Raw genomic sequence first — 13,111 nt, 5'->3', positions numbered from 1 at the left:
GCGGCCGCATGAGGCGCGCCCTCACCGGGATTGCCGCCGCCGCACTGGCTTTGACGACGCTGACCGCCTGCGGTCAGGACAGCGGGTCCGACGAGACCATCCGGTTTGCGCTGGACTGGACGCCGAACACCAACCACACCGGGTTCTTCGTGGCGCAGCAGCGCGGCTACTTCGCCGACGCGGGTCTCGACGTCGAGGTACTGCCGTACAACAACACGTCCGTCGACACCGTCGTCGACGCAGGCAACGCCGAATTCGGTATCAGTACCCATAATTCGTCGACGTTCTCCCGTGCGTCCGGTGCGCACACACTGTCCGTGCTCGCACCGTTGCAGCACTGGGCTACGGGGATCGGCGTGAAGGCGGACCGCACCGACATCACCCGCCCGAAGGATCTGGACGGCAAGACCTACGCCGGCTTCGGTGATCCCGGCGAGGAGGAAGCCCTCCAGCAGGTGATCCGGAACGACGGCGGCACAGGCGAGTTCACGTCCGTCACGCTCGGAACGTCGGCGTACGAGGCCGTCTACTCCGGCAAGGCGGACTTCACGGTCTCGTACCTCGCGTGGGAGGGCATCGAGGCGGAGCACCACGGCACACCGATGACGTACTTCCGCTACACCGACTACGGTTTCCCGGACGCCTACGCCATCGTCGTCGATGCCAACGAGGACTGGCTGGGCGCCAACCCGGAACGGGCGGCGAAGTTCGTGCAGGCACTTCAGCGCGGCTACCAGTTCGCCGCGGACAATCCGGACCAGGCGGCGCAGGACCTCATCAACGCCAACCCCGGCGCCTTCAACGACGAGGCGCTGGTGGTCGAGAGCCAGCGGATGCTCGCCGCCGAGTTCATGAAGGACGCCGACGGCAAAGTGGGCACCCAGACCGCGGAGCAGTGGGCCGCGAACTCCGGCTTCCTCTACCGAAGCGGGCTCCTCACCGGCCCCGACGGCGCAGCGTTGACCGAGGAACCCGACTGGTCGGCGTACTTCACCAATGACTACCTCACCGGCCCGTAGCGGCTCCCTGCGCGGTTCCCCGCTCCGCTGGGCGGTGCCGTCCGTCGTCATGGTCGCGGTACTCGTCGCGGTGTGGCAGATCTACGTGGACGTCAGCGGGATCCGCCCACAACTGCTGCCGTCTCCACTGCGAGTCCTCCAGCAGGGGTGGTCGCACCGGAACGAGATCGGCGTCCACGCCGCGGCGACCCTTCAGGTGACGCTGATCGGTTTCGCGGTGTCGCTCACGCTGGCCTGGGCGCTCGCGATCGTGGTCGACTTCTCCCCCTGGCTGCGGCGCGCCTTCGTGCCGCTGTTCGTCGTGTCCCAGACACTGCCGATCATCGCGATCGCACCGCTGATGATCATCTGGTTCGGATTCGGACTGCTGCCGAAGGTCCTCGTCATCGCACTCGTCACCTTCTTCCCCATGGCGATCGGTCTGATCGAGGGGTTCGCCGCCACCGACCGCGACGCGGGCGCTCTGCTGCGGAGCATGGGCGCGTCACGCGCACAGGTGTTCCGCTACGCGCGACTGCCCTCCGCGCTCCCCCGCTTCTTCACCGCACTCCGGATCGGCATCACGTACGCCGTCGTCGGCGCCGTGTTCGCCGAATACGTCGGCGCCAGCGAGGGACTCGGCATCTACATGAGCCTGCAGAAGAACTCGTTCCGCACCGACCTCGTCCTCGCGGCGGTCCTCGTGACCGCACTCGTCAGCATCACGCTGTACCTGCTGACCTTCGCGATCGAGCGTCTGGTCGCGCCGTGGGGACGCACGAGCGTAGAGGGGTCGACGTGACCGGCACCCACGACAACCGCCTCGTCGTCGACGCGCTCACGAAGTCGTTCCCGCAGCCCGGACGCAATCGCCCCGACCTACCGGTGCTCGGCGGTGTGTCGTTCACCGCGGAGCCGGGCGAGTTCGTCTCCGTCATCGGCCCCAGCGGATGCGGCAAGAGCACCGTCTTCGCGATGCTCGCCGGGCTCGACCACCCCGACTCCGGCAGCGTCCGGGTCGGCGCCGACACCGCCGGGCACTGCGCCTACATGCCGCAGAAGGACCTGTTGTTCCCCTGGCGCACCGTGCTCGACAACACGGTCCTGGGACTTCAGGTGCAGGGAGTGCCGAAGGCACAGGCCCGCGAGCGTGCTCGCGCACTGTTCCCGGTGTTCGGACTGTCCGGTTTCGAGGACGCGCGCCCGGCCGAGTTGTCGGGCGGCATGCGCCAACGCGCGGCCCTGCTGCGCACCGTCGTGCAGGATCGCGAGCTATTGCTCCTGGACGAGCCGTTCGGTGCCCTCGACGCGCTGACCCGCACCGAGATGCAGACGTGGCTGCAGGAGGTGTGGCAGCGATACCGCTGGATGGTGCTGATGATCACCCACGACATCCGCGAAGCCGTCTACCTGTCCGACCGAGTGGTCGTGCTGTCGGCTCGGCCCGCGACCGTGCGGCACGAGGTGCGCGTCGACCTGCCCCGGCCGAGGGAACTGTCCATGATGACGTCTCCCGAGTTCGTCGCTCTGGAAGCAGAACTGGTCTCGGTCCTGCACGAGGAGGCGCGGCGAGCCCTCGACGAACAGCGTCGTGGACGCTGACGCCGCCGTCGGCCAGAATCTGCGTTCGGCATTCTCCACCGACCTCACCGTCGCACAGTGGACGAGAGTACGTCCGTGGGCGGCTCTCGGATCGACTGAAAGTCGGAGCGGGTTTTGTCATCGTCGGGGCAACCTTGAGCCGGTCGTCGCTGACGCGCCCGTGGACGGCACACCGGTCATCCGCAGCGTCGGCAAGGTGTAGAGGTGCGATAGGTTCGTGCCATGGCACGGGACTTCGCCGGATCGGTGCGGGGAATCACCCTTCAGCAGTTGCGGTACTTCGTGGAGGTGGCCGCCGAAGGATCCATCAGTGCCGCGGCGGACCTCCTTTACGTTGCGCAACCGACCCTGTCGGCCGCGCTGAAAGACCTCGAAAGTCGCGTGGGGCGTACGCTCTTCGTTCGCTCGACCCGTGGGGTGACGCTCACCGAAGACGGGGCTGAGTTTCTCGGCTATGCGCGCCAGGTGGTCGAGCAAGCGGAACTCCTGGAACAGCGGTATCTCGGCCGCGGGCCCTCACGCCGGCTCCTGGCCGTGTCAACTCAGCACTACTCGTTCGTCGTCGACGCCTTCGCCCGCATGGTGAAAGCGTCAGAAGCCGCGGAGTATTCGTTCAGTCTTCGAGAGACCCGCACGTGGGACATCATCGAGGACGTTCGCATGCTGCGAAGCGAACTCGGTGTGCTCTATCGCAACGAGTTCAACGCAAACGTGATCAACAAGCTGATTCGCGAAGCGGGGTTGGTCTTCACGCCGCTGTTCCTGGCGTCGCCGCACATCTTCATCGCCCGCACGAACCCCCTCGCAGGGCGAAAGAGTGTGACGCTGAAGGATCTCGAAGACTTGCCCCGGCTCACATTCGACCAGGGCGTGAACAACTCCTTCTACCTCGCCGAAGAGATCCTCTCCACCCGGTCGTCGAAGCAGGACATTCGGGTGAGCGACCGAGCGACCATCTTCAACCTCATGATCGGTCTGGGCGGGTACACCATCTCTACGGGCATCGTCTCGGACGATCTCGATCCGTCCATCGTCGCTGTGCCGCTCGACGTGGACGAGCGCATCGAGATCGGTTGGATCGGTCATGCCTCGGTGTCCTTGACCGCGCAGGCTCAGCGATTCGTGGCGGAGATGCGCGACGTCGTTTCGGAGTTCGGAGTCGATCTGCTGACATAGGCGGAAGCTATGCCCAGCCATCGAATTTGGTAATTAGCCTATGTCTGCGGGGCTACTTACACTGACTTCCACGCCACTTCGGATAGTCGCCTCCCAGGTGTTCTCGGCCTGAAAGTTCGGCCCTGGACCATCGGGTATTCGGTTGAAGTGCTGCGAAATCTCAGGCAGTGAACCGTGCAATGACGCGCTTGTCGCTGCTCTCACCGCACATGATTGGGGCAACGGGTCAGCATGACGAACGAATGTGTTTTCAGCATCGACACTACGCGCTTCAACGAGGACTACACCCCGTCGACCAACTCGCGCAGCACGACGAACTTCGCGAATCTCGCACGCGGCGAGAATCGTCGGCAGAATCTGCGCAACGCTGTGACGATGATGAACACCCGTGTCAACGAGTTGGTGCACTGGGACAATCCGCGTGGTGACCGCTACGCACTCCAACTCGACATCGTCTCGGTTGACCTGCATCTCGCGTCGGTCGGGGATGACGCGGCGTTTCCGGTGATCGAGGTGCTCGACGTCGGCATCGTCGACACCACCACGGGCGCCCGCACGGAGGGCATCGTCGGAAACAACTTCTCCTCGTACATTCGCGACTACGATTTCAGTGTTCGACTCCCGGGGCATCAAGCGACGGGAATCCCCAGCGACTTCGGCGATCTGCACGGGCAGGTCTTTCAGCGTTTCGTCGAATCGGACGAGTATCGCGAACGCTTCTCGCAGCCACCGGTCATCTGCATCAGTGTTTCGACGTCCAGGACGTACCACCGGCTCACGAATTTCCACCCGATTCTCGGGGCGGAGTACGTGGCGGATGAGAAGTCGCTCACCGATCAGTACTTCGGGAAGATGGGGCTCAGGGTTCGGTACTTCATGCCTCAGGGGTCCGTCGCTCCGTTGGCCTTCTACCACCGCGGTGACTTGCTCAACGACTATTCGTTCCTCGCTCTCGCGGGAACGATCGCGACGATGGAGACGTTTCAGAAGATCTATCGTCCCGAGATCTACAACGCGAACGCTGCGGCGTCGGAGGTGTACCAGCCGAGTCTCGACAATGGCAACTATTCACTTCCGCAAGTGAGCTACGACCGTGTCGAGCGCACCCACCTCGCGACCACACAGGGAAAGTTCACCGAGGTGAACCTCATGAAACCGTATGGCGCTGTTCTTGAACAGTGGGCTACCAAGCAATCCGCCTGACCGTTCGAGACCGAAAGGTTCCAGAGATGAACGCACTCCTGCCCACCTCCATCGTCGGTAGCCTGCCCAAGCCCTCGTGGCTTTCGGAGCCGGAGAAGCTCTGGTCGCCGTGGAAGTTGCGAGACGACGAACTGCGCGAAGGGAAACTCGACGCCCAGACACTCGCGGCACACGATCAGCGTCGTGCCGGGCTCGACATCATCAGTGACGGTGAACAGACGCGTCAGCACTTCGTGACCACGTTCATCGAGCACCTCAGTGGTGTCGACTTCGACCGGCGCGAGACCGTGCGCATTCGCGACCGCTACGACGCGAGCGTCCCCACGGTTGTCGGCGCGGTGAGCCGCGAGAAGTCTGTGTTCGCAGCCGATGCGGCTCGTCTTCGAGCAGCGACGGACCAGCCGATCAAATGGGCCCTGCCCGGCCCCATGACGATGATCGACACGCTCTACGACGACCACTACAAGAGTCGCGAAAAGCTCGCATGGGAGTTCGCAACCATCCTGAACCAAGAAGCAAAGGACTTGGAAGCAGTCGGCGTCGACATCATCCAGATCGACGAGCCCGCGTTCAACGTGTTCTTCGACGAACTGAAGGACTGGGGCGTAGCGGCGCTCGAGCGTGCGACCGAAGGGCTGAGCTGCGAGACTGCCGTTCACATCTGCTACGGCTACGGCATCAAGGCCAACACCGACTGGAAGGCAACGCTCGGGGCCGAGTGGCGCCAATACGAAGAGTCCTTTCCACTGCTGCAACAGTCGTCGATCGACATCGTGTCGCTGGAGAGTCACAATTCGCGGGTACCTGTCGACCTGATCGAATTGCTTCGAGGCAAGAAGGTCATGCTAGGAGCGATCGATGTGGCGAGCGACGCCATCGAGACGTCCGAAGAGGTCGCCGCAACCCTTCGTCGCGCCCTCCCGTTCGTTGACGCGGACAAGCTCTACCCGAGTACCAATTGCGGTATGGCGCCACTCAATCGACGCGTCGCACGAGACAAGATGGTCGCGCTCGCCGCTGGGGCCGAACTTCTGCGCAGTGAGTTGTCCTAGCGACTCCGACACTGCCTGCGCTTCATCACCCTGAACTTCGCGCGGGGGACCCGTGAGGTGCTCACCGATCCCGGGTACGCCGCCAAATGACATGCCGGAGAGGGGCCGGCATTGGCCAGCCGACCACGGCTTCGCCGAGTGGTGTGGCCCCCTCGAACCACGAGGCCGCTGAGACGAGGCTCAGACCATGCCGTGCCTCGCATCCAGACCGAGTGCGAGAATCACAGTCGAACAGCTCTGCTTCCCAATATGTTTCATCGACCACTCGGTCCGCGGGCCCCCAGTTCCGGGGATCCTGCCGAACTGGCGCCGACAGAGCGGCAGATGGGTTCTACAACGACATGACCGACATCCGTCACTGTGTGCGCATCACGAAGCCGCGTTTCACGCAGGACCGCAGCGAGTTCGTCGGTAGTGACACCGACCTCCCTGTGCCAGGCGGGACAGACGTCGGTGTGCTGGAACAGACGCAGGATCAACGCCGCAACTCCATGCGACGGGGCCGAGCGCACAACGGCGTGCGCGATCAGATTCCTACGGTCCCTCACGGTGAGCGCCGACCTGGTCCACAGGTGGTCGTCGATGTATCTCGCGGCCGCAGTGATCACCTCGACCAGAGGGTCGCTCGATCCTGCATCGACGCGCCGCCCGGCGCTCAGGCGCCCACCGCGCGCTGAGGCACGCCGGTGTACTCGCTGAGCGGCCGGATGAGCGCGTTCGACTCACCCTGTTCGATGATGTGGGCCGTCCATCCGGTGATGCGGCTCATCACGAAGATCGGAGTGAACACCTCGATGTCGAAGCCCATCAGGTAGTAGGCCGGGCCCGTGGGGAAGTCGAGGTTCGGCTTGATTCCGGTGGCGTCGTTCATGGTGCGCTCGAGGATCTCGTACATCTCGACCCACTTGTCTCCGCCGGTGTGCTCGGCGACGTCGAGGAACGCCTTGCGCATCGTCGGAACGCGGGAGTCACCGCTGCGGTAGACGCGGTGACCGAAGCCCATCACCTTCTCCTTGCGGGCAAGCTTGCCGTGCATCCACTCCTCGGCGTTCTCGGGCTCGCCGATCTCGATCATGTCGTGCATGACCGCCTCGTTCGCGCCACCGTGCAGTGGGCCCTTGAGGGTGCCGATGGCTGCCGTGACGGCGCTGTAGATGTCCGAGAGGGTGGACGTGACGACGCGCGCCGCGAACGTGGACGCGTTGAAGCTGTGCTCCGCGTACAGGATCAGCGAGACCTCGAAGGCCTTGACGATCTCCTTGTCCGGCACCTTCCCGAAGCACATGTTGAGGAAGTTCTCGGCGAAGCCCAGGTGGCTGTGCGGCGCGACGGGCTCGAGGCCGTGGCGGCGGCGATGGTCGGCCGCGACGATGGTCGGCAGCACCGCCATCATGCGAAGCGACTTGGCCCGCAATGCCTTCGGGTCGTTGTCCCATTCCTCCGGGTCCTCGGCACCGAGGTAGCTGATGGCCGTCCGGACCACGTCCATCGGATGGCAGTTCTCCGGCAGCTTCGCCACGAGCTGCAGCAGCGACCGGTCGGCGCGACGGTTGGCCCGCTCACGCTGGACGAACTGCTCGAGCTGGGCGTCGGTGGGGAGCTCGCCGTTCCAGAGCAGGTAGGCGACCTGCTCGAAGCTGCAGTGCTCGGCGAGGTCCTGCACCGCGTAGCCGCGGTAGGTCAGCGAGTTGGTCTCGGGTACCACCTTCGAGATGGCGGTGGTGTCGACGACAACGCCGGCCAGACCCTTGTAGATCGTGGGGGTTGCGGTCTCGGTCATTACTGGCTCCTGCTGAGGGTGAAGTTGAAGACTCCGGAATCGAATTCGTTGTAGCGCTCGTACTCGAGCAGTTCGTACAGCCGCGATCGGGTCTGCATCTGATCGACGAGACCTTCCTGCGTGCCCTTCGCGTGGATTTCGCGCAGCCCGGCTTCGATCGCCCCCATCGCGAGACGGAGGGTGGTGACCGGGTAGATCACGGCGTTGTAGCCGATGTTCTGCAGCGTCTGTGCCGGAATGAGCTGCGACTTGCCGAATTCCGTCATGTTCGCGAGCAGCGGGATGTCCACAGCAGCGCGGAACTTCTCGAAGTCGGCCTCGGTGTGCAACGCCTCCGTGAAGATCATGTCGGCGCCGGCGTCGGCGTACGCCTTCGCCCGTTCGATGGCCGCGTCGATGCCCCTCTTGCCGGAGGCGGTCGTGTCGCTGATCCCAGCGGCGTCGGTGCGAGCGCAGATCACGAAGTTCGGGTCGCGACGCGCAGTCACGGCGGCCCGCAGCCGACGCACCATCTCGTCGGTCGGCACGATCGCCTTGCCGTCGAGATGGCCGCACCGCTTCGGGTTGACCTGATCCTCGAGATGCAGACCCGCGATGCCCGCGTCCTCGAAGGCGAGGACGGTGCGGGCCGCGGACATCGGCTCACCGAATCCGGTGTCGGCGTCGACCAGGACGGGAAGGTCGGTGACGCCGGCGATCTGGGCGCTGTGCGCCGTGACCTCGGTGAGGGTGGTGAGTCCGATGTCGGGCAGACCGAGGCCGGCGGAGAAGGCGCCGCCGGAGACGTAGACGCCCTCGAAGCCGATCTCCTGGATGAGCTTCGCCGTCAGCGGGTTGATCGCGCCCGGCAGCCGGGTGATGCCCTCCGACGTCAGGCTCGCACGGAAGGCGGCGCGCTTCTCGGCTCCGGAGGTCGCGGCGGCGATGAGTCCGGTCATCAGAAGAGGCCCTTGGGCGAGCGCGGCGAGCGGCCGAGCACCTCGTCCGAGACGGTGAAGGTGAGCTGGTTCAGCTCGCCGGCCTTCAGCTCGGGGGTGCGCTGCGCGGCATCGAGGAAGCGGTCCTGCTCGGCCGGTGCGATGACGCCCTCGGCGAGGGTGCGGAACTTCGCGATGTACTGGTCGCGGGCGAACGGGCGAGCGCCGAGCGGGTGCGCGTCGGCGACGGCGAGTTCGTCGACGATGACCTCACCACTCTTGAGGGTGACCTCGGCGCGGGCACCGAAGGCCTTCTCGTTCGGGTCGGTGGAGTGGTAGCGACGGGTCCACTCCGGGTCCTCGGCGGTGGAGATCTTCTGCCACAGCTCGATGGTGTCGGGACGCTGCGCCCGATCCGGAGCGTAGGACCGCTCGTGGTGCCAGGTGCCGTCCTGCAGCGCGACCGCGAAGATGTACATGATCGAGTGGTCGAGGGTCTCGCGCGACGCCTTGGGGTCGAACTTCTGCGGATCGTTCGAGCCGGTGCCGATCACGTAGTGGGTGTGGTGGCTGGTGTGCAGGACGATCGACGCGATCTGGCTCAGGTCGCCGACCCGCTCGCGCAGGCGGAACGCCAGGTCGATCGGGGCCTGGCTCTGGTACTCGGCCGAGTGCTCCTTGGTGTAGGTGTCGAGGATGCCGCGCTTCGCCTCGCCCGGGCCGGGCAGCGGCACGTTGTACTCCGCCTTCGGGCCGCCGAGCAGCCACGCGATGACGCCGTCCTCGCCCTCCCAGATCGGGGACGGGGCGCCCTCGCCGCGCATCGCGCGGTCCACGGCCTCGACGGCCATCTTGCCGGCGAACGCCGGGGCGTATGCCTTCCAGCTGGAGATCTCGCCCTTGCGCGACTGACGGGTCGCGGTGGTGGTGTGCAGCGCCTGACCGATCGCCTGGTAGACGGTCTCGGTGTCGAGTCCGAGCAGGGTGCCGATACCTGCGGCCGCGGAGGGGCCGAGGTGCGCGACGTGGTCGATCTTGTGCTCGTGCAGGCAGATGGCGCGGACCAGGTCGACCTGGATCTCGTAGCCGGTGGCGAGGCCGCGGATCAGGTCGTTGCCGGTGCGGCCGGCGTGCTGAGCGACGGCGAGGATCGACGGGATGTTGTCGCCCGGGTGCGAGTACTCGGCGGCAAGGAAGGTGTCGTGGAAGTCGAGCTCACGCACCGCGACACCGTTGGCCCACGCCGCCCATTCCGGCGAGAACGTGCCATCGACACCGAACACAGTCGATCCGTGCGACTCCGACGATGACCGGCTGTACGGATGCGACTGCGCCTGCGCCCGCGCGTTGGCGACCGGGCGGCGGGTCACGGACGCCGCGGCGACGGCGGCGTTGTCGATGATCCGGTTGACGATCATCTCGGCGACGTCCGCGGACACCTCGACGGGATCGGTCGCGACCTCGGCGATCTTCCACGCGAGGTGCTCACTGCGCGGGAAGTCCTCGGCGGAGCGGTAGGTGCGAACGGGATGCGTCTTCAAGATGATGTCCTCCGATTGTGTCGGCGCCTGGTACTGGAACTCGGCCGGGAAGCGACCGATCGACGCGGCGATGTTCGCAGCGTATGGAGGACGCGACGCGACGGGAAGAGACTGAACCTGCGTAATTCGGTGGTGTGTGTCGGCGAATTCTGCGAATGCTGCGAACCCGCCCGATCCGCCCCCACACACTGTGCAGAACAGGCGAGTTCGCAGATCCGGGGTCTCCTCCGACGATCCGAGACCTCTAGAATCGACGGTGCAGTTGGTTCGCCGCCTCGACCGCGAGGAGTCCCGAAGGTCGCGGCGGCGTCGAAGTGCCCGAGGGCACGAGAGGGAATCCGGTGTGAGTCCGGAACTGTCCCGCAGCGGTATGCAGGAACGACCGCCGTCACCAGCACTGGACGCGAGTCCGGGAAGCGACGGCCAGTAGGTTCGCCTCACACGCGAGCGCCTGTGAGTCCGAAGACCTGCCCGCTGCGCCGGGTACGCCGTGCCCGGCGGTGTGCCGCCTCGTGGACTGGGTGTGCGTGCCCGATCCAGGTGTCGTCGTGCCCGCGTACCGGGTGGGGCGATGGGCCTGGTCGGACGTGCGCATTCGCGGGCGGCTTCTGGACTCGACCCCGAAGGATCGCAGGATGCAGAAGATCTACGGCGGACCACGGCTGCGACGACTGCGAGAGGAGCGCGGGCTGACCCAGCTGGAACTGGCCCGGACGCTCGACCTCTCGGCGAGTTACGTCAACCAGTTGGAGAACGACCAGCGTCCGCTGACAGTGCCGGTCCTGCTGAAACTGAACGCGACCTTCGATCTCGATCCGCAGTTCTTCGCGGCCGACCAGGACGCGAGGCTGGCGGCAGATCTCCATGACGTCCTCCGCGCGATCGGCGCGGCGGCGCCCAGCCCGGCGATGGTGGACGAACTGGTCGCCAGGATGCCGGAGATCGGAACAGCGCTCGTCGGAGTCCACCGCCGACTGCTGGCAGCGACCGAACGGCTGGAGCAGTACAGCGTCCATCTGTCCGCGCCGTCGGAGGCGACCTCGGAGCCTTCGATGCCGATGCCGTTCGAGGAAGTTCGAGACTTCTTCTACGACAGGCACAATCACATCGCCGAACTCGACGACGCCGCCGAGCGATTGTTCACGGAGAGCGGCCTACGGCCCGGCTCTCTGGACAACCAGCTGACGGCACTCCTCGAATCGGAACACGACATCGTCGTCCGGTTGCGCACCGATCCGCCCGACCGGCCGGGACCGAAACGCTCGTACGACGAGGCGAACCGCATCCTTACCCTGTCCCGGCACCTGACACCCGGACAGCGGGCGTTCCAGATCGCAACCCAGCTCGCCTTCCTCACCCAGTCGGCCACGATCGACGCGCTCGTCGAGTCCGCCACCGGTCTCGGAGAGGGCTCCCGAGAGCTGGCGAAGATCGGACTCGCAAACTACTTCGCCGGGGCACTGCTGTTGCCGTACAACTCGTTCCTGGACGCGACGGAACGCCTGCACTACGACATCGAGATGCTGGCACTGCAGTTCGAGGTCGGCTTCGAAACGGTGTGCCACCGGCTCTCGACCATGCAGCGCCCGACCCGGCGCGGCATCCCGTTCTTCTTCGTCCGCACCGACCGCGCCGGGAACATATCGAAGCGACAGTCCGCCACCGCGTTCCACTTCTCCCGAATCGGTGGTAGCTGCCCGTTGTGGGTGGTGCACGACGCGTTCGGGACGCCCGGGCGGATTCTCACTCAGGTCGCGCAGATGCCCGACGGCCGGACGTACCTGTGGATCGCCCGCACCACCGACGACGACCCCCGTCCCTACGGAACGGCTCAACGTAGCTTCGCGATCGGGCTGGGCTGCGACATCACCCACGCAGACCGGCTCGTGTACTCCCGTGGCCTGCGACTCGACGAGCAGATGTCACCGGATCCGATCGGCGCCGGCTGCAAGATCTGCGAGCGCACCGACTGTGCGCAGCGGGCGTTCCCCCAGATCGGGCGGCCCGTTCGGGTCGACCTGAATCTCAGCGCACGCCAGCCTTATCCGTCGTAGGCACTGCGTGCCTGTGGGCGCTCTCAGCAGCCGGGGCCACCGAGAGCGCGCACGAGCAGCGGAGCCGCCTCAGTCGCGGGTGGTCAGGAGCGCGAACACGCGCCGCACCTCGTCGATGGTCGGATCGGGCAGGTGGTCGCGGGCGTGCAGGAAGCCGACACCCGCGTAGACGAGGACGCCGCTGCGCAGGCGCGCCTCCTCGGCGTCGAACCCGAGGTCGAGGAGGGTGCTCTGCACGACGTCGAACACCTGGTTGTCGAGTCGTGCAACGGAATCCGCGACCTGACTATCGGAACGCGCCCAGTCGCGGACCGCGACCTCGACCGCCCAGCCGCGCTGCGACATGAGCTGCGCCGCCATCGCCTCGAGTCGTTGGTCGCCGGGAATCGAGGTCGTCTCCTTGAGCGCCAGGAGGGTCTCGTTCTGGATGGCGCACCAGCGATCCGCGACGGCCTTCATCAGATGGTCGATGTCGGGAAAGTGCCAGTAGAAGCTGCCCTTGGTGACGCCCAACTCCTCGCACAGGCGGGTGATCTTCACGCCCGTCACACCCTCGCGGACGAGGAGGTCGAAGGCGGCCTCGATCCAGTCGTCCACGGACAGCCTCGGAGCCCGCTGCCGCGTTCCGGCACCCGAACCACGGGCCGTGCGAGCGCTCTGGGACGCGTCTCTCCTCGCCGTCATGACGCTCTCCTCGCCTTCGCAGAAGTGACCTGTACCAGCATCATTCCAGACGCTTGACCATACCATACGGTGTGGTACGGTCACCGCCGTTGCCGAGGACTGGA

Annotated in this window: 11 protein-coding genes and 1 riboswitch; of the genes, 7 read left to right on the top strand and 4 right to left on the bottom strand. The window is 65.7% G+C overall.

What is annotated here, in order from left to right; translation table 11 throughout:
* The first annotated feature begins 8 nt into the window (after window positions 1-8).
* The 6 genes from RHCRD62_RS01025 to RHCRD62_RS01000 all read left to right on the top strand — a co-directional run bounded on the left by RHCRD62_RS01025 (window position 9) and on the right by RHCRD62_RS01000 (window position 6,031).
* A complete protein-coding gene (locus RHCRD62_RS01025) occupies window positions 9-1,019 on the top strand; it encodes an ABC transporter substrate-binding protein (protein ID WP_253277144.1) in 1,011 nt (336 codons plus the stop codon).
* Window positions 997-1,800 carry an ABC transporter permease gene (locus RHCRD62_RS01020; protein ID WP_050062810.1) on the top strand — a complete coding sequence of 268 codons (804 nt, stop codon included), beginning with the start codon at window positions 997-999 and terminating at the stop codon, window positions 1,798-1,800. Before RHCRD62_RS01025 ends, RHCRD62_RS01020 begins: the two co-directional genes overlap by 23 nt.
* 83 nt (window positions 1,801-1,883) lie before the next feature.
* Complete coding sequence (locus RHCRD62_RS01015; RefSeq protein WP_253277183.1) at window positions 1,884-2,600, top strand: ABC transporter ATP-binding protein; 717 nt, start codon at window positions 1,884-1,886, stop codon at window positions 2,598-2,600.
* A gap of 222 nt (window positions 2,601-2,822) precedes the next feature.
* A complete protein-coding gene (locus RHCRD62_RS01010; protein WP_050062808.1) occupies window positions 2,823-3,776 on the top strand; it encodes a LysR family transcriptional regulator in 954 nt (317 codons plus the stop codon).
* 231 nt (window positions 3,777-4,007) lie between these two features.
* Window positions 4,008-4,979, top strand: coding sequence for a putative oxygenase MesX (locus RHCRD62_RS01005; RefSeq protein ID WP_050062807.1), 972 nt, complete (start codon window positions 4,008-4,010; stop codon window positions 4,977-4,979).
* Window positions 4,980-5,005: 26 nt separating this feature from the next.
* Window positions 5,006-6,031, top strand: coding sequence for a methionine synthase (locus RHCRD62_RS01000; protein WP_050062806.1), 1,026 nt, complete (start codon window positions 5,006-5,008; stop codon window positions 6,029-6,031).
* Between the two features lie 655 nt (window positions 6,032-6,686).
* On the opposite strand, the gene RHCRD62_RS00990 is transcribed toward RHCRD62_RS01000, so the two are convergent.
* From RHCRD62_RS00990 to prpD, 3 genes are read right to left on the bottom strand one after another with little or no spacing between them, the layout of a single operon-like run.
* Window positions 6,687-7,811 (bottom strand): bifunctional 2-methylcitrate synthase/citrate synthase, encoded by a 1,125-nt coding sequence (locus RHCRD62_RS00990; RefSeq protein ID WP_050062804.1) that lies wholly within the window; start codon window positions 7,809-7,811, stop codon window positions 6,687-6,689.
* Window positions 7,811-8,749 carry a methylisocitrate lyase gene (prpB, locus tag RHCRD62_RS00985; protein ID WP_050062803.1) on the bottom strand — a complete coding sequence of 313 codons (939 nt, stop codon included), beginning with the start codon at window positions 8,747-8,749 and terminating at the stop codon, window positions 7,811-7,813. Before prpB ends, RHCRD62_RS00990 begins: the two co-directional genes overlap by 1 nt.
* The gene (gene prpD, locus RHCRD62_RS00980; RefSeq protein ID WP_050063390.1) at window positions 8,749-10,269 is read right to left on the bottom strand and encodes a 2-methylcitrate dehydratase PrpD; all 1,521 of its coding nucleotides are present in this window, start codon (window positions 10,267-10,269) and stop codon (window positions 8,749-8,751) included. Before prpD ends, prpB begins: the two co-directional genes overlap by 1 nt.
* A gap of 287 nt (window positions 10,270-10,556) precedes the next feature.
* Window positions 10,557-10,759: riboswitch (cobalamin riboswitch) on the top strand.
* Window positions 10,760-10,904: 145 nt separating this feature from the next.
* Between prpD and RHCRD62_RS00975 the strand changes: the two genes are divergently transcribed.
* Window positions 10,905-12,323 carry a short-chain fatty acyl-CoA regulator family protein gene (locus tag RHCRD62_RS00975; RefSeq protein ID WP_050063389.1) on the top strand — a complete coding sequence of 473 codons (1,419 nt, stop codon included), beginning with the start codon at window positions 10,905-10,907 and terminating at the stop codon, window positions 12,321-12,323.
* Window positions 12,324-12,392: 69 nt separating this feature from the next.
* Here RHCRD62_RS00975 and RHCRD62_RS00970 read toward each other — a convergent pair whose 3' ends face one another.
* Window positions 12,393-13,007: a TetR/AcrR family transcriptional regulator gene (locus tag RHCRD62_RS00970; RefSeq protein WP_050062802.1), complete on the bottom strand. Its 615-nt coding sequence runs from the start codon at window positions 13,005-13,007 to the stop codon at window positions 12,393-12,395.
* Window positions 13,008-13,111 lie beyond the last annotated feature (104 nt).

Source organism: Rhodococcus sp. RD6.2, assembly GCF_001040705.1.
In the GTDB taxonomy this organism is placed as follows: Bacteria; Actinomycetota; Actinomycetes; order Mycobacteriales; family Mycobacteriaceae; genus Rhodococcus_G.
The sequence above is the reverse complement of the archived record's forward strand: the minus strand, read 5'-3'. Positions and strand labels throughout refer to the sequence as shown.